17 protein-coding genes are annotated in these 22,422 nt (G+C 53.5%); 9 read left to right on the forward strand and 8 right to left on the reverse strand.

The features are described from left to right. From PsAD46_RS09660 to PsAD46_RS09670, 3 genes are read right to left on the reverse strand one after another with little or no spacing between them, the layout of a single operon-like run. Complete coding sequence (locus PsAD46_RS09660; protein ID WP_063306696.1) at positions 1-1,875, reverse strand: thiamine pyrophosphate-dependent enzyme; 1,875 nt, start codon at positions 1,873-1,875, stop codon at positions 1-3. A 16-nt stretch (positions 1,876-1,891) separates the two neighbouring features. Then, positions 1,892-2,959, reverse strand: coding sequence for a Gfo/Idh/MocA family oxidoreductase (locus PsAD46_RS09665; protein WP_063306697.1), 1,068 nt, complete (start codon positions 2,957-2,959; stop codon positions 1,892-1,894). 3 nt (positions 2,960-2,962) lie between these two features. Beyond that, on the reverse strand, positions 2,963-3,688 hold the full coding sequence (locus tag PsAD46_RS09670) for an IclR family transcriptional regulator (RefSeq protein WP_057462437.1): 726 nt from the start codon (positions 3,686-3,688) through the stop codon (positions 2,963-2,965). Positions 3,689-3,968: 280 nt separating this feature from the next. Between PsAD46_RS09670 and PsAD46_RS09675 the strand changes: the two genes are divergently transcribed. The 4 genes from PsAD46_RS09675 (at position 3,969) to ugpC (ending at position 8,201) form a co-directional block, all read left to right on the forward strand. Next, positions 3,969-5,240, forward strand: coding sequence for an extracellular solute-binding protein (locus PsAD46_RS09675; protein WP_063306698.1), 1,272 nt, complete (start codon positions 3,969-3,971; stop codon positions 5,238-5,240). Between the two features lie 141 nt (positions 5,241-5,381). Then, a complete protein-coding gene (locus PsAD46_RS09680) occupies positions 5,382-6,263 on the forward strand; it encodes a sugar ABC transporter permease (RefSeq protein ID WP_063306699.1) in 882 nt (293 codons plus the stop codon). Continuing rightward, positions 6,256-7,134, forward strand: coding sequence for a carbohydrate ABC transporter permease (locus PsAD46_RS09685; RefSeq protein WP_063306700.1), 879 nt, complete (start codon positions 6,256-6,258; stop codon positions 7,132-7,134). Before PsAD46_RS09680 ends, PsAD46_RS09685 begins: the two co-directional genes overlap by 8 nt. An 11-nt stretch (positions 7,135-7,145) precedes the next feature. After that, the gene (gene ugpC, locus PsAD46_RS09690; RefSeq protein ID WP_063306701.1) at positions 7,146-8,201 is read left to right on the forward strand and encodes a sn-glycerol-3-phosphate ABC transporter ATP-binding protein UgpC; all 1,056 of its coding nucleotides are present in this window, start codon (positions 7,146-7,148) and stop codon (positions 8,199-8,201) included. Between the two features lie 6 nt (positions 8,202-8,207). On the opposite strand, the gene mbfA is transcribed toward ugpC, so the two are convergent. Next, entirely contained in the window at positions 8,208-9,158 is a 951-nt protein-coding gene (gene mbfA, locus PsAD46_RS09695; protein WP_193758278.1) for an iron exporter MbfA, read from the reverse strand. Between the two features lie 369 nt (positions 9,159-9,527). Between mbfA and PsAD46_RS09700 the strand changes: the two genes are divergently transcribed. Beyond that, positions 9,528-11,831: a hypothetical protein gene (locus PsAD46_RS09700; protein WP_063306703.1), complete on the forward strand. Its 2,304-nt coding sequence runs from the start codon at positions 9,528-9,530 to the stop codon at positions 11,829-11,831. A gap of 84 nt (positions 11,832-11,915) precedes the next feature. Here the strand turns inward: PsAD46_RS09700 and PsAD46_RS09705 are convergent, their stop codons facing one another. Then, complete coding sequence (locus tag PsAD46_RS09705; RefSeq protein WP_063306704.1) at positions 11,916-12,812, reverse strand: AEC family transporter; 897 nt, start codon at positions 12,810-12,812, stop codon at positions 11,916-11,918. A 105-nt stretch (positions 12,813-12,917) separates the two neighbouring features. Between PsAD46_RS09705 and PsAD46_RS09710 the strand changes: the two genes are divergently transcribed. The 3 genes from PsAD46_RS09710 (at position 12,918) to PsAD46_RS09720 (ending at position 16,185) form a co-directional block, all read left to right on the forward strand. Then, the gene (locus tag PsAD46_RS09710) at positions 12,918-13,832 is read left to right on the forward strand and encodes a LysR family transcriptional regulator (protein ID WP_063306705.1); all 915 of its coding nucleotides are present in this window, start codon (positions 12,918-12,920) and stop codon (positions 13,830-13,832) included. A gap of 313 nt (positions 13,833-14,145) precedes the next feature. Further along, positions 14,146-15,519: a sodium:alanine symporter family protein gene (locus PsAD46_RS09715; protein WP_063306706.1), complete on the forward strand. Its 1,374-nt coding sequence runs from the start codon at positions 14,146-14,148 to the stop codon at positions 15,517-15,519. A gap of 189 nt (positions 15,520-15,708) precedes the next feature. After that, positions 15,709-16,185: a GNAT family N-acetyltransferase gene (locus PsAD46_RS09720; protein WP_063306707.1), complete on the forward strand. Its 477-nt coding sequence runs from the start codon at positions 15,709-15,711 to the stop codon at positions 16,183-16,185. Between the two features lie 45 nt (positions 16,186-16,230). Here the strand turns inward: PsAD46_RS09720 and PsAD46_RS09725 are convergent, their stop codons facing one another. The 3 genes from PsAD46_RS09725 to PsAD46_RS09735 form a co-directional block, all read right to left on the reverse strand. Then, a complete protein-coding gene (locus PsAD46_RS09725; RefSeq protein WP_208981755.1) occupies positions 16,231-16,986 on the reverse strand; it encodes a hypothetical protein in 756 nt (251 codons plus the stop codon). A 151-nt stretch (positions 16,987-17,137) separates the two neighbouring features. Continuing rightward, positions 17,138-17,866: an RES family NAD+ phosphorylase gene (locus PsAD46_RS09730; protein ID WP_244273191.1), complete on the reverse strand. Its 729-nt coding sequence runs from the start codon at positions 17,864-17,866 to the stop codon at positions 17,138-17,140. Continuing rightward, positions 17,863-18,201 carry an MbcA/ParS/Xre antitoxin family protein gene (locus PsAD46_RS09735; protein WP_082596696.1) on the reverse strand — a complete coding sequence of 113 codons (339 nt, stop codon included), beginning with the start codon at positions 18,199-18,201 and terminating at the stop codon, positions 17,863-17,865. Before PsAD46_RS09735 ends, PsAD46_RS09730 begins: the two co-directional genes overlap by 4 nt. A 337-nt stretch (positions 18,202-18,538) precedes the next feature. Here PsAD46_RS09735 and PsAD46_RS09740 point away from each other — a divergent pair, with 337 nt between their 5' ends. Continuing rightward, positions 18,539-22,399, forward strand: coding sequence for an autotransporter outer membrane beta-barrel domain-containing protein (locus tag PsAD46_RS09740; protein WP_208981756.1), 3,861 nt, complete (start codon positions 18,539-18,541; stop codon positions 22,397-22,399). Positions 22,400-22,422 lie beyond the last annotated feature (23 nt).

The raw sequence follows: 22,422 nt of genomic DNA on the forward strand, positions 1-22,422 counted from the left end.
TTAAATGCTCATTTCCAAATATTTGTCCTGAACGTCATCGCACCAGTTGCCAACGTTCCAATTGCCATAAGCGCCCATGCCACCCGCCGGATCTTCTCCGTAATAAACCGGCACATGCACCACGCTGAGACCTGTGTGTGCTCTGGCTTTTTCCAGTGCGTCACTCAAATCTTCCGCGCTGTTTCCGCCAGAAAGCGCAAGCACGCCATCCACCGCATTCGCCATGGCAATGTAATCGACAGCCACACCGTCATTGGTGCGGTAATCCTTGCCGTACTGAGCAAGTTGAAGGTGGCTAATGGCAGCCATGCGGCGGTTGTCGAAGATTAAAACCGTGCCGTGAACACCATGCTCCACACCGTCGATCAGCACTTGAGGGTTCATCATGAAGGAGCCGTCTCCGGTAAATGCGACAGAGTATTTTCCCTCGTCCGCCACGCCGCCTGCGATGAGAGCGGAGACTGCAAAGCCCATGTAGGAAGCGCCGGTCTCGGTGATGGTTTCGCCGACACGGTCATCTTCCACCACCTGAAAGCCATTGGCCTGCACGTCGCCCGCGTCAAAAAGCTTGAGGGCGCCGTGTTTTTTGCAAAAATCAGAAGCGGCTTTGATGGCTTGAGGCTGGGTGAGGACCCCTTGCCCCCACATGAGGTCACTCACCCGCCCTGCTGCATAGCGATCTGCCTTGAAGGCAGTCCATTCGCTTTTCTTTGCAGCACAGTCTTTCAGCCAGTCAGCTTTATTGGCGACACCACCTTTTGCGAGCTCAGCAAGCAGCAGTTTCACCACCTCACCAATGTCTCCGTTCAATGCCGTGGTTTGGGCGTAGTGCTGCACATCCATCGGATCGGCGTTGATGTTGATGACGTGTTTCGCCTTTGGCCAGCCCATACCGGAGCAGTCACTCTGGCACACAGCGCGCGAGCCTATGGCAACAAGAAGCTCTGCTTCCTGCATGGCGTGATTGCCGCTGATGGACCCTTTCGAGCCACCCACATGCATGTTCTGCGGATGTGCATCCGGCAGGATGCCCAGAGAGCCCGGAGATTCCACCACCACTGCACCAGAGGCTTCGGCAAGGGCGCGAAGTTCCTCAGCGAACGGACGGGAGCCGCCGCCCGCTTTGATGGCGATCTTGCTCGTGGACTTTAGAAGCTCCACCGTTTCCAGCAAGTTGTGGTCTACGGCTGGAATGGTTGGCTCGTAGGTTGGAACAGTCGGCAGACTGTCCAACCGGATATCCAGTTTCTGTGGTTGGGTGTTGAGTGGCAGGTTCAGGTAGAACGGGGCTGCCTTGAACGGATGATAGACGCAGCTGGCACCCATGCGCAGAGCATTGCGCAGCGCTTCTGGCGTGTGCAGTGTGTAGGCCTGAGACATGGCCGAGGTGATTTGCTGGAAGAGGCCCTGCTGCGGTTTTGGCACCTGCTGCATGTTGTAGCCTTCGCCATAGGTCGTCTCATCACCATAGATGTGATAGAGGCCAATGCCGTTGGAGGCTGCTGCTAAAGAGCCTGCCATGGCTTGCAATGCACCAGGACCGATGGAGGTCACCACAGCACACACTTCGCCATACACCCAGCGCAGGGCTGTGCCTGCATGGGCCATTTCCACCTCATTGCGGAACTGCCAGGTGCGCACAAGGCCAGCATCTTCATAGACGCGCAGCACTTCGCCCAGTTCGGTAGAACCGTGGCCGAAGATTGCCAGATACTTGGTGACGCCCTGACGCATCAGGCCCAGAACCAGAGCCTCAGACAGTGTCATGGTCACTTGCTCAGCGAAATGGCCCTCAGCGATGGCAGCTTCAAGTCCGCCCTGGGCTTGAAGCCAGTGGGCGCGCTCTTGCATGCTGCCTGGAACAGATAAAGACATCTCTGTACCTCGCCGCTTAGAAGCTGATCGTCTGGCCAGTACGTGCAGAGTCTTCTGCCGCCAGCGCAAACTTGAGAACATCACGGCCTTGCCGTGCTGTCAGGATCGGGTCACCACCTTCTGTGATTGCATCAAGGTAGTGGCGTGTGGAGTTGACGAAGCTTTGCTCCCAGCCCGCATAGATATCGCGGTACTCGGTGACTTTGCCTTCGCGGTAATGAATCAGTGGTGCAGGGTTGCCAATGGAGCCGTGGCCGCAGTTGATCCAGAGGACGCCTTGCGTTCCGGTAATTTCGACCCGATCATCCTGCGCGTAGTGTTTGGTCGCGATTTCCAGCTCCGGAGAGTAAACCACCTCCAGATTGCCGATCTTGTTGCCGGGGAAACGGAAGGACACCATGGACGGGGCATCCAGATAGATGCCTTTGAACACTTCGGTCTGACCGATAAAGGCGTGCACGTCAGACGGCATACCCATAAAGTGCCAGGCGAGCGCGAATTTGTGGTGCCCGTCGTCAAACACCAGCGGGCCACCGCCTGCCATGTCTTTCATTTGCCGCCATGCGTTGGCCGCGGCAGGCACTTTCCAGGCGGTTTTACTCTTGCCCGGGTTGGATTTGATGCGGATGGAAATCGGGTCTCCAATCGCGCCTGCATCCACCAGCTCTTTGGCTTTCAGCACAGGGGAATGGAAGATGAAGTTTTCGAAGATCTTGAAAGGGCGGTCATAGCTTTCTGCAGCTTCAACAAGGATGTCAGCCTCTTCCATGTTCATACACATGGGCTTTTGAAGCGAAACCATCTTGCCAGCTGTGATGGCATCCAGTGCGGCTTGCAGGTGCAAGTGGTGCGGCAGCAGAATTTCTACCAGATCGATATCCGGACGGGCCAGAATCTCTCTGTAATCATCGCTGATGATCGGGTCATCAACGCCCCATGCCTCTGCCTGAGACTGGGCCTGCTTTACGTTTTGATCACACAAGGCAACAATCTTGCCCTTCGGGTTCTGCTTATACTCAATGGCATGCAAATCCGAAATACGACCTGTGCCCAGAATGGCAACGCGAACCGGCTGGTTCCCCATCCTTTACTCCCTCATAAAACACATTTTCTGAACAAGCGCGCCAAGCTCCTCAAAGCGCTTGTCATCAATTCGAACTGTCGGTCCTGAAACGCCGATTGCGGCGATCATCACCCCATGCTCATCAAAAACCGGTCCCGCCACGCAGCGGATGCCGGAGGTAAATTCTTCGTCGTCAATCGCGTAGCCGCGATCTCTGCTTTTGGAGATTTCTGCTGCAAGGGCGGTGTGGTCCGTCAGGGTCACAGGGGTGAATTGCTTCAGCTCCTGCTCTGCCTGTGCATCACCAAACGCCAGAAAGGCCTTGCCAAGAGCGGTGCAGTGCAACGGCCCTAGCGACCCGATGGGATGATCGACCTTGAGCGGAAGCTCAGAATCGATTTTATCCACATACCAGACCTGTGAACTCGCCAGCACAGCCATGTGAGAGCATTCGCCCGTCTCGCGGGTGAGCTGCTTCAGGATAGGCTGCCACTGCTGGCGAACGGCAACAATGGCTTCAGCCGTCGGCCCAGATCCTTGAGAACCTGTCATTTTCTCGCTTGCCGCGTAACGCCTGTCAGTCCCTTGCGTGGCGTAACCGCATGCAACCAAAGTACGCAGAATATGCGTCGCATTGGACTTGTCGACACCAAGGTAACTCGCGATATCCGTAAGCCGCAGCGGTTTGGCCTGCTGGGCAAGATAATCGAGCGTCTGAAGTCCACGGGATAGCGATTGTAAAAGGCGCAACGTCAATCTCCATTCACACACTGGAAAAAGTTGAAATATGGACAACTAATTACACGAAGTTAAACATAGGGCAACAAAAATCCAGCGTCTGGACTCAGAATTGACACAGGTTTTACAGGAGTGCAAGAGGCGGTATACGTATTTTTGTACAAAATAGGCTTGACATTTACCGAAATGCACGGCGAAATGGGGCGTATATTCAGTTTTGTTGCACATAAGGCAACTTATTGACGAAATGAATTTGTAAAACATATGCAAACTCTTGGGAGGGGATTGAAATATGAATAAGCGCAGAAGGCAACTTTTGCTTGCTGCGGTGCTTGCGCCCGTCATGGCGACAGCATCCATGGTTCCATCATTTGCAGCGGACGAAGTCACCATTTCTCACTACTTTACCGGTGAGCTGGGCCAGAAAGGCCTGAAGGACATTCTGAAAGGCTTTAAAGCCAAATCCGGTATCACTGTTAAAGACAGCCCAATCGGTCATGAAGATTTCAAGACCGGTATTTTAGTGCGTGCAGCGGGCAACGCCCTGCCAGACGTGTTCTCTTACTGGGCCGGTGCACGGACACAGTTCGTCATTGATGCAGGCGACCTGCGTCCAATCGACGGCATGTGGGACAAGGCTGGTCTGGACAACGTTGTCGCCAAATCGGTTGCGGACGGTGCAACCAAGTATGACGGCGAGCGTTATCTGGTGCCATTCGGTTACCACTACTCCGGCCTGTTCTTTAACAAAGCTGTTATGGAAAAGGCTGGCATCACGGAAGCCCCAAAGACATGGGACGAGTTCCTCGCAGCCTGTGAAAAGCTGAAGGCAAACGGCGTGACCCCTATCGCGCTTGGTTCCAAGAACCGCTGGCCTGCCCAGTTCTGGTTTGACTATCTGATCCTTCGCACCGCGGGCCCTGACTACCGCGCAAAACTGATGAACGGCACAGCCTCTTATGCCGATCCTGAAGTGAAAAAGGCGATGGGTCTCTGGAAGAGCATGGTCGACAAAGGCTACTTTGTTGAAAATGCAAATGCAGACAGCTGGACTGATGCTTCTGACAAGGTTGCCCGTGGTGATGCGGCCATGACCCTGATGGGCACATGGATCACCGGATACTGGAACTCCATCGGCCTGAAACCGGGTGAAGACTATGACTTCTACCCATTCCCGGAAGTGACAGCTGGTGTTCCAAACGCGGTTGTTGGTCCGGTTGATGGTCTGGTAATCTCTGCAAATGCGAAGAACCCGGAAGGGGCTGAGCAGCTGCTTGAGTATCTGGTGTCAGATCCGGAAGCACAGGCCAAGTGGGCCAACATTCAGGGCGCTCTGTCTGCCAACGTGAATGTTGCAAAGTCCAACTACAACGCCGTGATGCTCAAAGCGCTCGACACCATCGACGCTGCGCAGACCTTCGCGTTCAACTACGACCTGTCCACGCCTCCGCCAGTGGCGGAAGTTGGCCTGTCCATGTTCGCTCGCTTCATGGATGATCCATCCAAAGTGGATGTCATTCTGGATGAAACACAGGCCAGCGCAGCAAGCGCGTTTGCCGAATAATCATCACACTTAAAACAGAGCCGGTCGCAACATGTTTGCGGTCGGCTTGCCTCTATAGCTTCACGTATTTCCCGCCAAGTCATGCAGGTTTGGGGGAGATAGATATGCACCACTGCGAGGCAGGCTTTTTCTGAGACGGGTATGAATCAAAGCAACACATTCTGGCGCGTTGCCCTTTTGGCGCTCCCCCTCAGCGTATTCGCGCTGATCATCATCTGGCCGCTCCTAAGCTCGTTTTATTACGGCTTTACCAACTGGAACGGTTTCAGTGACAATTATGACTTCGTTGGCTTTGAGAATTTCGGAAAGCTGTTTTCCGATCGGCTCTTCATGTCTGCGGCAATAAACACGATTATCTGGATGGCCATTGCGGTGGTACTTCCAACAATTCTTGGTCTCTCGCTGGCGCTTCTGATCGACAGCCATGTGCCCGGCGGCCCGATCTTCAAAACCATCTTTTATCTGCCAATCTGTCTTTCTGCTGTTGTGGTTGGGCAGGTCTGGGTGTGGATCTACCAACCCGACTGGGGCTTGCTGAATTCCATAATTGAGTACGTCACCAACGACCGCTTCAACTACGCATGGCTGGCAAAACCGGACAGCGCGCTTTACTCCGTGATTGTTGCATGGTCCTGGCAGGCAACCGGTCTGTCCATGGTGATCTATCTTGCAGGCCTGACGGCTATTCCCGGTGATCTGCTGGAAGTGTGCGAGCTGGAAGGTGCCACCGCGTGGCAACGCATCCGCCACGTCATCCTGCCACTGCTGACACCGGCGACCGTGGTTGTTGTGGCACTGAGCGTGATCAACTCGCTGAAGGGCTTTGATATCCTGTACATCATGACCGGCGGCGGGCCGTTCAACAGCTCCGATACGCTGGCCATGCACATGTACAACGAGAGTTTCAAAAAGTACCTGATGGGTTATGGCAGCGCCATCTCTGTGGTGCTGTTCCTCGTCGCGTTGACCATCATTCGCCTCTATTTCAAACAGCTTAAAAAGGTGGACGAAATCTATGGCTGATACGGCTAGCCTGGGCAGTGCCAGCGGTGAATATGTTGCGCCGAAGCGGTTCAATCCGTGGCCTGTTGTCATCTTCATCTGCCTGTTTACGTTGGCAATCCTGTTTCTTGCGCCAACCTTTGGCGTGCTGCTGTCCTCCGTTAAAACCACGCGGGATATTGCGCTTGGTGACCTTTGGGCCATTCCAAGCAGCATGTACTGGGGCAACTATGTTGAGGTGCTGAGCAATCCGGCGGTGCATGGCTACATGCTCAACACGTTCCTCGTGGCCGCACCTGCCACGGCGTTTTCCATCGGGCTTGGCACGCTGGCGGGTTATGTGTTCTCCAAGCTGCCGTTCAAAGGCAGTGATCTGGTGTTTCTGCTGGTGGTGTCCGGCATGTTCTTCCCGCCGCAGGTCATCCTGATCCCGTTGTTCCGTCTGTTCAACCTGATGGGGCTGATTGATACGCTGTGGCCGATGATCATCGTGCACACTGCGCTGGGTATTCCGATCTGTACTCTGCTGATGCGCAATTTCTTCGCCACCGTGCCAAACCCACTGCGTGAGGCGGCGATTTTGGAAGGGGCCAATGAATGGCAGGTGCTGACCAGGATCGCGCTGCCCATCAGCCTGCCAGCCATTGCAGTGTTGGCGACGCTTCAATTCACCTGGATCTGGAACGATTTCCTCTGGCCGCTGATCTTCACCCAGTCAGACGAGAAACGCACCATCATGCTGGGGCTCGTGTTCATGAAGGGCCAATACTCCGTTGCCTGGGGCATTCAGGGCGCCATGTCGCTGATCGCCAGCCTGCCAACGCTGATCGTATTCCTGTTCTTCCAGCGCTACTTCATCAAAGGCATGACCATGGGTGCCGTGAAAGGATAATCGGGGACATTATGAGTAGTTTGTCACTGAAAAACATAAGGAAGTCATTCGGAGATCTGGAGATCATCCATGGGGTGGATCTTGAGGTCGAAAAGGGTGAGTTCATTGTCTTTGTCGGGCCATCCGGGTGCGGCAAGTCCACCATGCTGCGGATGATTTCAGGTCTCGAGGATGTGACCTCCGGCCAGATCAACATCGCTGATAAAGACGTCACCCGCGCCCATCCGTCTAAGCGTGAAATTGCGATGGTGTTCCAATCCTACGCGCTGTTCCCGCACATGACGGTGTCTGAGAACATCAGCTTTGGCTTGCGTCTTGGCAAAATGGCGAAGGATGAGGTGGCTCGCCGTGTGAGCACTGTGGCGGAGACTTTACAGATCAGTCATCTGCTGGAGCGCTATCCGCGTCAGCTTTCCGGTGGTCAGCGTCAGCGTGTGGCGATTGGCCGTGCGATCATCCGCAATCCGCAGGTGTTCCTGTTTGATGAGCCGCTGTCCAATCTGGATGCTGCCCTGCGCGTACAGATGCGTCTGGAGATCGCTCGTTTGCACAAGCGTTTGGGTGCGACGATCATCTACGTGACCCACGACCAGACCGAGGCGATGACCCTTGCGGACCGGATTGTGGTGTTCAACCATGGTGTGATTGAGCAGGTCGGGCGTCCGATTGATCTATATGAGCGTCCGGCGAATAAGTTCGTGGCCGGGTTCCTCGGAGCTCCTTCCATGAACTTCATCGGGGCGACTGCGCAACAAGGTGCAATTCAGCTGGATGGCTTCAACATCAATGATGCACAAAGGGCTGAAGCAAATGGAGCGATCATGCTTGGCATCCGTCCGGAGCACATGAGCATCACCAACACAGAGGCCTGTGATTTCTCTGCGAAGGTAGAACTGGTTGAGGAACTTGGGTCAGAGTCTCTCGCCTACCTGCAAACCAGCTTCTCCTCCGACCCACTCACCATGCGGGTGGATCATTCCATCACTGTGCGAGAAGGAGATATGTTGCCGGTTTCCGTCAATCGTGAATTCCTGCATGTGTTCGCAGAAGGTGGCGCGTCCCTGTAGGGGCGTCTAACCACCGCCGATAATGACACCGGCGGCAAACACCAGTGAGCCGCCGAGAACAACCTGAAACGTCGCCCGCAAGAGCGGCGTTTCCATGTATTTGCTCTGGATCCACGCAATCGCACAGAGCTCAACCGCCACAACGAAAAACGCGATGAACGTGGCCACCCAGAAATCACTGAGTAGATACGGGATGGTATGACCCAGCCCACCAAGAGCTGTCATCACGCCAGAGGCTACACCGCGCAAGGCAGGTGAACCTCGTCCGGAAATCTGCCCGTCATCCGAGACCGCCTCCGTAAAGCCCATGGAAATACCCGCGCCGATGGAGGCTGCAAGGCCAACAAGAAACGTGGTCCATGTGTTGCCTGTTGCAAAGGCTGTGGCGAAAACAGGGGCCAGAGTGGAGACGGAGCCATCCATTAACCCGGCAAGACCGGGCTGGATCAGGGTCAGGATCAGTTTGCGGTGTGCGGTTTCTTCCTCCTGCTCTCCCGTTGAGGCCAGATGGGTTTGTGACAAGTTGCGGGCTTTGTTCTGGTGATCCGCTTCCACCGCTGCCAGGTCGCCCAGCAAGCGGCGGGTATCTGCATCTGTGCTCTTCTTCTCTGCATTCTCGTAGAATGTGCGCGAGGCCGTCTCCATGTTCTCGGAGATATGGCGGATCTGATCGAGCGTCAGCTGGGTGGAGAGCCAGAGTGGGCTTCGGGCATAAAACCCGGAAACATGTTCGCGGCGGATCAGAGGAATGGTGTCGCCGAAGCGTTTTTGATGCAGTTCGATCAACGCAATCCGGTGCTGGTCTTCTTCATTGGCCATATCGGCAAAGACGGCGGCGGTTCCCGGATAGTCATCCTGCAGTCGTTTTGCAAAGCCCCGATAGATGCGGGCGTCATCTTCTTCTGACGAGATGGCAAGCGCCAGCACCTGCTGCTCGCTCAGGTCAGAAAATCGCATGCGTGACGCCAGATACAACATCCATGAACTTTCTATTTTGCAATTTCGCGCAGATCCTAAGCAGATTTCATTGCAAACAGGCGGTTTCAGTCTCTCAAATAAACCGCAAATTTGAACAGGCTGGCGTGGCAAACCGGGAGAATTGAGCACCCGCTCACTGATTGCGCTATCAGCAGATGTGATTGATGTTTTTGAGAAAACGTGATCGGTATTGTCGGTTTAAATGCTTAGACCGCTTGCATTTGAGCAGACCGGTTTAATCAGTCTTAACTTATTATACTAAAGTCTATTCCGTGCCTTAAAATAAACGGATAGGAGGAGCACAACTTTATTAGCCAATAACAAAACTTAGTTAGCAGGAGACGTGTCATGCCTGTAAATAAGTTGAATGCTGAACAGCACGATTGGGCCAAGGCAGTCTACCAGAACATGCATTGGAACTTCCCCGAGGAAGATGGGGACGAAACCAACCGTACAGCAAGAACCTCAAACGAGCAGGTCAATGGCGTTCATGGTAATCATGACCAACGCAATGGAACTGCCGACCCGGATTTGAGCGACTATGTCGTCGTCGACACCCCACCTCCAGAACGGCCCGCTGGCGCAAAGCCAATGCCGGTCCATGCTGTCTTTGAGGAAATTGGCCTGCCGGAATCCGAAACGCTTCGTGAGCGGTTAGACCGCTTGCGCACCTTCCAGCAGAAGAAAGAGGATTTCTTAAAAGACCCTCTCGCAACAGCTTATGCTGACCCTTCAGCCGCCAAATGGGAACATCATGTGAAAGATGTTCTTGGCATGCCTCAGGAAAAAGCTGATGAGATGGTCAAGCAGCAGTTCACCCGTGATCTGAAGAAGGAACTGAGGGAAGAGTCCCGGAGTGTCACCAAGGAAATTTTTGACAGCCAGGCAGATGATCCCCGCTTCAATGAATTCCTGCAGAATGCTGCCAACTCCAACCCTAAGCAGCTGACCCCGGCCCACCGCGAAATGCTGGTGTTTATGAGCCAGAATATGGTCAAGCTTGGGAATGCACTCGTCAAAGATGTCAATGAGCTGTACCGCCAGCATGCCTTCGGCAAAGCTATGAGCGACACCATCGACAATGCGAAGGAAAACGCGGTTTCTGACAGTGAACGACAAAAGCTGGAAGAAATTGAACAGGAAGTTGTTGAATACCGCATGGCTGTTGCCCGGCAGCTGGGTATGGCGCTGAACACCACAAACGACGTTCAGTCTGCCATCAGTTTTGGCCAGACCGTGGATTCTGCCGTTGATGAGTTGGCAGAGCAGAACGACCGCGCCCTGAATGCAGCCTCCGGCCTTGCGAAGATGGCCAAGAACATGGTCAACGACCATCTTGCCCAAACCAACAGCCCTCGTAAGACCATGAACTGGGTTGCCACCCAGCCATGGGCAAAGCTCGTTGATATCGACATCACCACCAAGGGTGAGTTCTTCAACATTGAAGCGCAGCTGCGTGACAGCGCTGCGGGAAATGAAGACACTGACGGTCTGGGTATCGACAGCAGCACTGATCTGGCACAGCGAAATCTGTCCAAAGAAAAGCTCATGGCCAATCCTGAGCTGATCTTCAACGGCTTGCGCTCACCAAAAATGATGGAGGCCCTGACCACCAAGGTTACGGGTGAAGCCAGCAATGATGATGTGCCATTTGTCGAAAAGCCAAGTGATCTGGCAATGAACTGGGGTGAAACCCTCGCCCGCGCACAGGCAAGTGGCCGGGATATCAGTGATCAGCTGCCTGATTACATGACTTTGAAGCAAATCCGCTATCACGACATCAAGAAGGGTTTCTTCTCCAACACGGACACCGTGAAGACGGCCTGGGTTGTGGAACAAAAACCAACCTCTGACACTGTTGCCGAGGTTAACCTAATCAACAATCTGCCACGAGCTATTGCAGGTGATCTGGGCGATCTGGCTCTCAATATGTCTGATCTGCGAGAAGATCAGTCACAAAAGAGCAGCGACATTCAGGACAAGAGAGGGCATCTGGACGAGTTCCTTACCTCCAAGGGTGACGGTCTGTTGCAAAGCTATGGGAATGCACATGATGCGATCAGCAGCTTGCAGGACCATGCCATGAAGGAAGTCATGGCCAAGATGAGCAACGGCACAATTATCCGCAAGATCCTGAAATGGGCGAAGGAACAACCTTGGTCAGCCATGTTCCAGGTTGAAATCACACCGATGGAAGGTGGCAAGAAGGATCAGTACAATGTCGTGATCAAGGAAGTTGAACACGGCACCACAGAAGCCAGCAGTGTTGTGCTGAATGAGCCAACAGATCAAGACAAGGAAAATGCCGGTAACATCGCTGACGAAGATGATCAGGCCTTTGGTGAAGATCTGCATGGTTTGAGTGGTGCCTTGAAGGCTCTGTTGAACCCATCCGTTTACAAGCAGCTGATCTCCAAAACCACCGGAGAAAAGAGCGACGGAATGCAAATCGTCGAAGAACCAACCAAGCTGGCACGGGATTGGGCAGATCTAATTCAGAAATCTGCTGGCCCCGGTGCAAGCTTGCCGGACTATCTGGAACTTCGTCAGGTGAAGTACCGCATCCGCTCCTTCCTGCCATGGAAGAGAAACAAGCTGGAAGCCTGTTGGGTTCTGGAATTTAAGCCTACGGCTTTCAAACAAGCCGCATAAATGAGCATCATGTGCTCATAGATGACGAATGACCTTCCTTATCTAATGGCTTGGGCTCTGCGGTTCACCGCAGGGCCCGTTTTCTTATCCGGTTTGCAAGGCAATCCAAAGCGGCAGGCTGATGCACGAGAGCAACGTGGATTGGGCGATCAGCGTGGCCGGTTGCCGGCAGTCCGCACCAAAGGCAGCGGCCAGTACATGGGCGGCTGATGCGGTGGGCAAAGCTGCGAACAGCACCAACACGGATGCCTGTTCTTTTGGAATGGCAAAGCTGTGCACCATAAACCAGGCGATGCAGGGCAAGGCCAACAGTTTTATGGAGTTCAACCCACCCGTATAGATATCCAGCTTCATCAGTCCCTGCCAATCAAGTGTCGCTCCAATCGCCAACAATGCCAGGGGGATGGCGGCCAGAGCCAGTTGATTGAGACCTTCCGAAAGGACTGAGGGAAGCGGATATCCGCTCAAACCCACCGCAACACCGCTAAGGGCTGCCAGAAAGAATGGATTGAGCACCACCTTTCCCGCAGCCTTGCGAAAGCCAAGACCTTTGCCCATGGAAAGAGCTGTCACCGCCATCAGGTTTGCCATTGGCACCGCAAAGCCAATGGCAATGGCCATAAGCGAGGCACTGTCCGCATCCAGCGCACTGATCGCCACAAACCCGATGGCCGTGTTAAACCGCCAGGCGGTTTGCCAGCCAGCGGCAAAGTCCAGAAAACGCGCTGGCCCAAACGGGCGCAGCATCCACCCCAACAGCAGCCCAACCCCTAAAATACCCCAGGTGCCCAATCCGATGATGGCTGCATCATCCAGATTGATGGGGCGAGCTGCTGCAGCAGAGAACATCAGAGCTGGAAACAGCAACTGAAAGTTCAGCGTATCAATGCCGCGCCATGTGGCCTGATCCAGACGTTTGCCAAACACGCCGCCCAAAGCCAGCAAGCCCAGACTTGGCAGCAATGCCATCGCGATCCCCATGTGTGCTCTCCCTGACGGTTTGGCTGGTCTTTCCTGCTGCTATGTCTTAGGCTAATGAGAGACTATAAGATAATAAGCTGAGCTTATAATGTGCGGTGATACCTGATGACCAAGCCTGATGGCCTCAATTCTTTTGCAATGCGCTTGCCAGAACTTGCCGTGCGCGCTCTGCCTTTGCTGCAGGTGGTTGGCTCCGTCACCAAAACCGCGCATCAACTGGGGGTGAGCCAGTCTGCCGTCAGCCAGTCCATCGCAGAGCTTGAAAAGCGGCTTGGCGTAAAGGTGCTTCGCCGCGGTGCACAGCCAGTGCAGCTGACGGATGAGGGCAAGTTGATCGCTCAATATGCCCTGAGCGTGCAGGCGGCGGAAGAAAATGCACTGGCTAGCATCAATGACCTGCGCCAGAACAAAGGCGGGCGCGTGCGCATCGGGTCTTCAGGCCCTTCCGCCTCCACACGGCTCCTGCCTCATGTCATGAAGCGCTTCTCACGCCACTACCCCGGGATCGCGCTGGAATTGCGTGAGGCGCAGGATCAGGAGATCATCGCAGCTTTGCGACGCGGTGAGGTGGATGTGGCCGTTGTACCGGGACTGGATGGTGATGAGGAGTTCGAGAGTCTGCCCATTGCCTGTGACCGACTTGTCGCGATCACTGCAGATTATATGGATCTGCCGCAGCACATGAACGCCGAAGATTTTCAAAAGCAGCCCTTCATTATGACAAAGGGGGGCAGTGAGCCGCTTGTGCGTAAATGGTTTGGCCGGTCAGATATTGAGCCGCGTGTGGATCACTCCATTCAGCAGATCACATCCATTCTGGCGGTCGTCCGCTCTGGCCTTGCCTGCTCTATTATTGCAGAACTGGCACTGCCCGAGGATCTGGAGGGTGTGAAAGTCTTGCCGCTTGATCCCCCTGCCCCGCGTAGCCTGTTCCTCACCCGCCTGCCAACAACACCCAGCAACAGCGCGGTGACCAGATTTTGGGAATTTGCCGAGCAGGAGATCTATCGGGAGGAGTAATTTTCCCCTGCCCCTGGGGCAGTGCCGCAACTCTCTTATCTTAGTTAATCAGAATATGCTCATAAGTTACGATTCCGGGGATGAATTTTCCAAAACTGTACCGGGTGGTCGGTTGAAAACGATAATTTTCGCCCGTCAGACGCGAAATTTTCACCAAAATTTTTCGTGATGACCGTAGGTAAACTACGTAATTTGAAATTAACTAATTGAAAAACAACAGAAAAGTTTGAAATAGGTCTATTGTAGATGTGTTCCCTATGCATGCCGAGGATGTAAACTAAATCATAATAAAAATCATGGTGGGAGGCTAACCATGGAAACAATGACGAATATCCTAGGCGAAATCAATTCTATCGTTTGGGGCCCTGTGATGCTTATAGCCATTCTCGGGGTAGGACTTTTTCTCCAGATCGGACTCAAACTAATGCCCATCTTTAAGTTGGGCACGGGCTTTAGCCTGCTCTGGAAAGGTCGCCAAGGCGAAGGTGGTGGTGAAATCAGCCCCTTCAATGCGTTGATGACGTCTCTTTCAGCTACAATTGGAACAGGTAACATTGCAGGCGTTGCGACGGCTGTGTTCCTGGGCGGACCTGGCGCTCTCTTCTGGATGTGGATGACTGCTCTTGTGGGCATGGCAACCAAGTATGCCGAAGCTGTCCTTGCGGTGAAATACCGTGAGCGTGACAACGCTGGCAACTTTGTTGGTGGCCCGATGTACTACATCAAAAACGGTCTTGGCCGTAAGTGGTACTGGCTTGCGCCAACCTTTGCTGCATTCGGCGCTGTTGCCGCGTTCGGCATCGGTAACGGCGTGCAGGCCAACAGTGTTGCGAACGTTCTGAATGAAAACTTCAGCATTCCGGCACAGGCAACCGCTGTTGTCCTGATGGCACTCACCGCTGCTGTTATTCTGGGAGGAGTAACGCGCATTGGTAACGTTGCCGGCAAGCTGGTTCCGTTCATGGCTATTGCGTACATCGCAGCTGGCCTTGTTGTTCTGATCATCAACATCGATTCCATTGGTGCTGCTGTGCAGACAGTGTTTGCTCAGGCATTCACCTCTACAGCTGCTGAAGGTGGTTTTGCTGGTGCTGCTGTTTGGGCTGCGATCCGCTTTGGTGTTGCTCGTGGCGTCTTCTCTAACGAAGCTGGTCTGGGTTCTGCGCCAATCGCTCACGCGGTTGCTGAAACCAAGAGCCCTGTTAATCAGGGCCTGATCGCAATGCTCGGCACGTTCATCGACACCATCATCGTTTGTACCATCACTGGTCTTGCGATTGTGGCATCCGGTGTGTGGACCTCTGGCTCCTCCGGTGCAGCGCTCACCTCTCTGGCATTTGAAACATCTCTGCCAGGTGTTGGTGGCTACCTGATTGCGATCTCGCTCTCAGTGTTTGCATTCACCACCATTTTGGGGTGGAGCTTTTACGGCGAGAAATGCGTTGGCTTCTTCTTTGGGCCTCGTGCGCTCAAGCCATACCGCATCCTCTGGGTGGTTGCGATCTACTTCGGTGCGACTGCAGAGCTGAGCTTCATCTGGCTGCTGGCTGACACGCTGAATGCGATGATGGCTATTCCAAACCTGATCGCGCTGGCACTTCTCAGCCCGATCGTCTTCAAGCTCACCAAGGAGTTCTTCTCCGAAGATGGTGAGACTGAGGACACGGAAAAAGCCCCGGCTGAATAAGAGAAAACACAGTTTTCAAAAGAATGGCCCGGTTTGTTCACCGGGCCATTTTTGTATGTGCCGCGATCTATGAGACTGCCAGAGAAGTTTCAGGCTCAAACTGCATGTTTGCAGACGTGCAGTTTGACAGAAGCGCAGCCACTGCCGCACAGTTGGATCATTCTTTTTTAAGTGAGTGTCATCTGCACTATGTCTGAGAATTTCCAGCTAACAGAACTTCCCTGCAAAATCGAATGCACTGCGCTTTGCGATGCAATCCTCTCAGATCTACCTGGGTGGTTCGGCCCGTATGATGTCTACAAGGATTACTTGGAGGATGTTAAAACGAGGCCCGTCTTCATAGCGCAGGCAGGTGGTGAAAAGCTTGGTCTTATGGCGCTGACGCAAACCAGTCACGCGTCCGTTGATATTCACCTGCTGGCGATCAGATCAGAGCATCATGGGAAGGGGATTGGGCGAGCATTTGTAGAGCTGGCCAAACGCTATGCAAGATACTGTGGCGCGACGTATCTGACCGTCAAAACACTCGGCCCCTCATGCGAAAATGCAGAGTATGCGGAAACGCGGAAGTTCTACGCGTCCGTTGGCTTTGACCCTCTGGAAGAGTTTATCGACTTCTGGGGCAAGGACGTCCCCATGCTTCTTCAGTGCCAGCACATTGGTTGATCCCTGCCACAGTCTGCGGCAGGGGGCGTCAGGTTTTGCTGAAAGCTACTTCCACCAGGCATCCGGTGAGGTGTAAGCGTCGTAGCTGTTGTTATTCCGTTCCCATTGGTACTGAGCGGAATCGTAGGCGGACATGGACTCCAGTTTTGCGTCAGGATTGGTTTTCTGCACGTCGAACAGGTCTTCATGGGCTTTGGTGAGCAAGTTGACGACCGGATCATTTGAAAAGAGGTCGCTCTCCTTACCACCGGATAGTCGTTTATAAGCGGCCTGAGCGCTGGCTTTGCTTTCTGCCCACTCGAAGGACTTTTGCTCTTCTGCGGAGGTTTCTTCCTCCAGATACTTCAAAAGAGACAGATAATTGTCGGCAGTTGGTCCATCCTCGGGAGCGTCTTTCTTCAGGATCTCGTCAAGCTGCTCTTGCATCACTTGCTTTGCGGCCTCTATCTCTTCATCAGAGAAATAGCCGTTTTCATTGCTGGCGATCAGGTGGAGGGTTTCGCGGTCAAACTCCAGATCATCAAAGATGTCATTACGAAACGCTTCGATGTCATCCTTGTACTTGCTGGAGGTCGTATCAAGGTCGCCATAAAGATCGGTCAGCTTAGCACGTGCATCAACGGCAGTATCCGGGGTCGGCTTTAAGTCAGGCGTCTTTGTCTTGTCTTTCGACTCATCATCCGGTGACAAAACACTCTGGTTGACACGAGTGCTGATCGACGACGACGCATTGCCTATATACTTTGCAACACTGTAGTTGGAGAAGCTGTAGGTTCCGCCGCTACTGCTGAAAAAGCTCACAATTATTGTCCTTATAAAATCAATAGTGCGATGCTAGTGGCCCAAACCTGCGTGGCGCTGTTCTTTCTGGAAATAAAAGTCGCAAAACTGCAATTTTTGACGCTAGGGAATCTGCGTGGAAAATCTAGCTTATTTTGTAGGGTGTTGGCGGCTAATCAGCGATCTCGAAGACTTCGCCTGAGTTCAGGTCCTTGATCATATCAATCGCCTCACCGCTCCAGTGATAGCTGAAATGCCGGGCCTGAAGTGGAGCTTCCACCACATCGGGATAAAACGCAGCAATACACAACCCGCTCTCGTCCCGCACACTTGGGTAGAGAATGCCATCGCCGCCCTCTTCCAGCAGCTTGCGTGCATAAACCTGAGAAGCGCTGTAATCATCCGGGTGGAGGAGAACTTCAAAACGAGGATCTGTTACGTCAGCAAGTTTTGCCTCAACACTGCCGATCAACTCGCGCATCTGCGCAATCCAGCCGGGTGCCTCTTGCGTGGCGGCATAAAAATTTCCGGTGTGATGCACAGTCTCGAACAGCGCGGTTTCAAAAGACTTGGCAGCATAAAAAGCACCGAAGTACCCATCATGGAAACGGCCAGCCCGGTCAGGAGAAGCATGGGTGAACGGCGCCATCAGATAGGAAGAGCCCATTCCATTGACCCGCCGCTCAACGGGTACAAGATCCAGATTGCCAATGGTTTCTGCAAGGCGCGGATTGGTGCGGCTCTCTGCAGCGGCCAAAAGTTCCCAATCTGCGGGATCGGCAATGTCTTCAAACAAATCTATGGGTGGGTAAGCCGAGTTGACCAACCGATAATACTTGGGCCAGCTGACATGTGTTTCAGGAGCTTTCAGGTCCGTCTCCACCAAAGTTAATGTGGTCACCAGTTGCCTCGCTGCGCATCAAGATATCTGCGCACGCGCATTAAGTCCGTGAGTTGCCCGCCCATCATAATTTCAAGGGCAGATCTGCCGCCGAAGTCTGTATTAGCGCGTTTCACCCAACCATACCCGCGGTTGGTATCGCTGAACAGCAAGCGAAGTGCCTTGTGAATGCCAAGCAGATTGGACAGGCGCGCCGCAAGGTCCACGCTGACACGGCCATAGTGTCTGGTCTTCCAGCGTTGATAGGTGCGCTTGGCAATGTCTCCCAGCAGCAAAGTGGCCTGCTCATCCGTCAACTGCCAGCGCTCAAACAAGTTGATCACCGCCCGCTGCATGGCATGCACTTCTTCCTCGGTAAACTTTGGTCCACCGGGAGCCAGAGGTTGTTCAATCTTACGAAGGCTAGGCATCTTCCCTCTCATCAAACCAGCTGAATAGCACAATGACATATGGCACTATATTATGATTTTGGCGTCAAATGTCAAGAATTTGAACCCGGGCATACGCGAAATCAGAGATATAAAAAACCTAAAGTAGCAGTTTAATGGAGTACATCCTAAAATACGCAATAACTAATATAGGCGTGGATGACCAAGCGTCCGCCTTGATGTGTGAGAGGAGCATCTGTAACTATCGTTAAAAATACGAATATAAAATAGTTGGGGTGGGGCCGTGACTTATAAATCTCGCAGTTTGAGCAGTGTTTCCATATTTGCGCTTGTTTCAAACATCGTCATCGCAGCACCGCTTATGGCGCAGACGGTTCATATCACTGCACCTCAGACCGCGCCCAACGATGCTGCGCTGGACATGCAAGTGATCACTGGCCCAATCGCAGAATACTCCGGGCAATTGCAGGTGAGTGTGACCGGCGGCGAGGCTATCGGGAATGATGCGAGTGCAGAAATAACCATCCGTGGCATTAAAGGCGATATTGCCCAGAACAATTCTGGTGAGATTGCTGTTGAAGTCAGCGGCGGTCTTGCGGATAGCAGTGCAAACCCGAACAGCGGTGCGAATGCAGCGATCACCATTGATGGTGTTGAAGGTACGCTGGAAATAGACAATATCGGGACAATCTCGGTCAAAGGCACCAGTCAAAGTGCAACCACATCGGGCACTGGCAAAGCCAGTGTAAAAGTGAATGTGAAGGCCATTGATGGCCGATTGATGGGCGACAACCTGGGAACGCTTTCCAGTTATGCGCAGGCAGGTTCGGCCACAGCCAACGGAAGCGGTAAGGCAGATGCGAGCGTTGAGGGCTTTGGCACCTATCTGGATGTTGAGGGAGACAACATCGGCACCATCAAGGTTGAGGGCCATGCTGGAATAGCTGTATCCGCCTCAGGAGCCGCGGATGCTGATGCTGATATCACTGGCATCGACAACGATCTTGAAGGGGCCAACAAAGGTTTGATCAGCATTCTCGCTAAAGGAGGTCAGGCTACCTCTGAAGGTGCAGGAGATGTTGATGCATATGCTCTTGCTATCGGCGTAAAAGGGGATGCGGAAGCGAATAGCGGGACTATCCTTGTTGATGCTGATAACAGAAATGCCACAGCGATCTCAGCAGGTGGAACAGCCAAAGCTGCTGCTGACGCCTATGGCATCCATGGAGATCTTCGAGGGAGTAACACGGGTCAGATTGATGTGACCTCACGTGCTGGTCGGTCAGAGACGACCGGTAGTGCTACTTCAAATTCCCAATCACTTGCGGTTGGCGTGAAGGGTCATGTTGAAGGCAACAGTGGCTTCATTCTTGTCGATGCTGATAACAGATACACCAAAGCGACCGCAGCGGATGGCGAAGCCATAACCGCTGCTGATGCCTATGGCATCCAGGGAGATCTTCAGGTTGGTAACACGGGCCGGATAAGCGTGATTTCGAGTGCTGGTCAGTCAGAAACGACCGGCAGTGCTGCTGCGAACTCCAAAACGCTGGCGGTGGGTGTGAGTGGAAATATCAAAGCGAACAGCGGTCTCATTCTCGTGAATGCTGCCGGGGGGGATGCTAAGGCGACCTCTGAAAACGGAAATGCGGATGCATCTGCTCAAGCCTCTGGTACAAAATTCAACCTGAATGATGATAATTCGGGTGAGATTAATATTCGTGCTCGTGCCGGAACCGCTTCTGGCCTCATAGCCAACGCCAATGCGTTTGCTTTTGGTCTCGAAAACAGGCTCGAAGGCGACAACTCTGGTGTAATTCGCGTTGAAGCTTTTGCCGGAACCGCGATTAGCGATGGGACCACGGGGGATGGTGCTGATGCAATTGCCATTGCTGTTGGTGTCAACGATTACATAAACGGCAGCAACAGCGGCGATGTTATTGCATTTGGTCAGGGCGGGACAGCGACAGCCAATGGCGCTACTTCCGCCGAAGCGGGTGCAAATGTTTATGCCAACAACAATGGGCTGACTAAAGATAACTCTGGTTTGATTCGAGCTGAAGGTAATGGTGGAATCGCCGAGGCTGTCGGAACCGGCCATGCTTCAGTAACGACGCGTGTTATGGGGATTTTTGGGGCACTTGGTGGGACCAACAAAGGTCGCATCTTTGCGTTGGCGGAGGGCGGCTCTGCGACAACTACCAGCATCGGGAATGCGAGTGCGTCTGCTGAAGCGATTGGTGTCTACAACGGCATTCGTAACACGGACCCGAATGTGACTACCGATAATTTGGGTGTCGTTGTTGCGAGGGCAACCGGCGGAACTGCAAGTTCAGTGGGTGGTAACGCTTATGGCTATGCCGACGTGTCAGGTCTTGATGGCTCACTTGGCGGTGAGAACAAAGGCTGGATCGAAGCACGAGCCGAAGGCAAAACTGCCACCACGGGAGGCGACAAAACCGCAAATGCCGAAGGTCTCGCGATCGGGATCAAGGGGGATGCGGAAGCCAACAGTGGGACGATTTTCGTACGGGCCTTTGGTGGAACAGCACAAAGCCTGAATGCGGCGAAAGCCAACGGCGCGGCACGTGCCTTCGGTATCGGATATATAGAAGGCACAACGCGCTCCGGTGTTAAAGGTGAGTTCACCAATACAAACCTGATTGAAGTTTCTGCCACGGCTGGTACGGCCAACGGAACGCAGGATAAAGCCCTCGCCTATGGTGTTGTGCTCAACGGCACAACGGCCCTCAACAACAGCGGTTTGATTGTAGCAACCGCAACTGGCGGAGCGGGGTCCGAGGCCCATCAGGTGCATGCCGGATCAAATGCGTTGACCGTAAACTCCTATGGCATCCTCTTCCGGGATGATTTGGATGAGAACTTCAGCGGGACCATCCAGGCGGATGATCCCAACAATGTGACGTTCAACAATGCCACGCTGCATGTGCACTTTTCCAACTCGACGAAGATAGATGTGGCCTATGAGATCCCGGATCTCGTTGCTGGTCAGGATGTTCAGCAGTTTACTCAACTGGATGCAAGCGGTGTTGTTGGCCATGGCTGGAGTGCTGAGGCTGTTGAAAGCAGTTGGGGTACCACCAATCAAGAGGTGATCTTCAGATATGCGCCGAAAGTCTCCAGTCCGCAGCTGGTCGCGCAGCAGCAGCGTGGGGTGATTGATGCCACGCAGCGCATTGGTGAAGGGTTGCTGACAGACCTGATGCTAAAGGGAGACAGCGCCAGCGGAGAAGGTTTGCTGCTGGCCTATGACGGTAAGCCGGCATCAGATGCAGAAAAAGCTGTTGCTGATATGGTAAGCCAGCCACACCTTGCTGAGCAGTATGGTGTGTTTTATGCAGCCCCTCTTCATCTTTATCAGCAAAATCTGGATGGTGATCTGGGCTACTCCGCCAGCACCACAGGTGTGGTGACAGGTTACAACCGTGTCGTTTCGCCGGATTTGATTGTTGGAGCGAACGTTTTTTACGGTCACAGTGCACTGGATTTCAACGGTATCTATGATCAGGCCAAAGAAACGGTCGATACCTATGGCTTTGGTGTACAGGGCGCATATCGCAAAGATGCGGTGCTGCTTAGCGGGCAAAGCACGTTCTATCATACCAGCAACACCTATAAGGATGGTTCAGCACAGGCGAGTGAAACCTATGACAGCCAGAACCTGCTGACCCGTGTCGCGGCCAAGTACATCTGGGAGTATGGCAACAACATCTTCACGCCGGAAGTTGGACTGAGCCATCTTTGGCACTCTCGCGGCGCATTCGGCGTCGACAATCAGGGTGTGCCGGATATGAGCTATGACGCTATCAACAATCACCAGTTCTCAGTTGATGCCTCCCTCGGTTGGGCAGGCACATATCAGGTGCAGGAGGGTGAGCTGAAAGCCAATCTGCGGGCTGGCCTGCGTCAGATTTTGGGTGATGGCGGACTTAGGGATGTATTGCGTTCAGGTGCAAACGGTAAGGCGTCTGTGACCAGCGATAGTGACCAGACACTGGCGCGTGCCTCTGCCTCACTGGAATACTCCAAAGGCAACTTTGGGGCTTCTGTTGGTGTGCTGGGAGAGTACGGCGAAAACACCCGAAATACAGCCTTCTTCGGGCGCGTATCCTATAAATTCTGATTAAACGGGAGTGCATACTGGAG

The organism is Pseudovibrio sp. Ad46 (assembly GCF_001623065.1).
Lineage (GTDB): Bacteria > Pseudomonadota > Alphaproteobacteria > Rhizobiales > Stappiaceae > Pseudovibrio.

What these genes read in the sequence shown, in the direction of transcription:
- PsAD46_RS09675 (WP_063306698.1), top strand. Translation starts at nt 3,969, where the DNA reads ATGAATAAGCGCAGAAGGCAACTTTTGCTTGCTGCGGTGCTTGCGCCC.
- PsAD46_RS09700 (WP_063306703.1), top strand. Translation starts at nt 9,528, where the DNA reads ATGCCTGTAAATAAGTTGAATGCTGAACAGCACGATTGGGCCAAGGCA.
- PsAD46_RS09720 (WP_063306707.1), top strand. Translation starts at nt 15,709, where the DNA reads ATGTCTGAGAATTTCCAGCTAACAGAACTTCCCTGCAAAATCGAATGC.
- PsAD46_RS09685 (WP_063306700.1), top strand. Translation starts at nt 6,256, where the DNA reads ATGGCTGATACGGCTAGCCTGGGCAGTGCCAGCGGTGAATATGTTGCG.
- mbfA (WP_193758278.1), bottom strand. Translation starts at nt 9,158, where the DNA reads ATGCGATTTTCTGACCTGAGCGAGCAGCAGGTGCTGGCGCTTGCCATC.
- PsAD46_RS09715 (WP_063306706.1), top strand. Translation starts at nt 14,146, where the DNA reads ATGGAAACAATGACGAATATCCTAGGCGAAATCAATTCTATCGTTTGG.
- PsAD46_RS09680 (WP_063306699.1), top strand. Translation starts at nt 5,382, where the DNA reads ATGAATCAAAGCAACACATTCTGGCGCGTTGCCCTTTTGGCGCTCCCC.
- PsAD46_RS09710 (WP_063306705.1), top strand. Translation starts at nt 12,918, where the DNA reads ATGACCAAGCCTGATGGCCTCAATTCTTTTGCAATGCGCTTGCCAGAA.
- PsAD46_RS09660 (WP_063306696.1), bottom strand. Translation starts at nt 1,875, where the DNA reads ATGTCTTTATCTGTTCCAGGCAGCATGCAAGAGCGCGCCCACTGGCTT.
- PsAD46_RS09735 (WP_082596696.1), bottom strand. Translation starts at nt 18,201, where the DNA reads ATGCAGCGGGCGGTGATCAACTTGTTTGAGCGCTGGCAGTTGACGGAT.
- PsAD46_RS09705 (WP_063306704.1), bottom strand. Translation starts at nt 12,812, where the DNA reads ATGGGGATCGCGATGGCATTGCTGCCAAGTCTGGGCTTGCTGGCTTTG.
- ugpC (WP_063306701.1), top strand. Translation starts at nt 7,146, where the DNA reads ATGAGTAGTTTGTCACTGAAAAACATAAGGAAGTCATTCGGAGATCTG.
- PsAD46_RS09665 (WP_063306697.1), bottom strand. Translation starts at nt 2,959, where the DNA reads ATGGGGAACCAGCCGGTTCGCGTTGCCATTCTGGGCACAGGTCGTATT.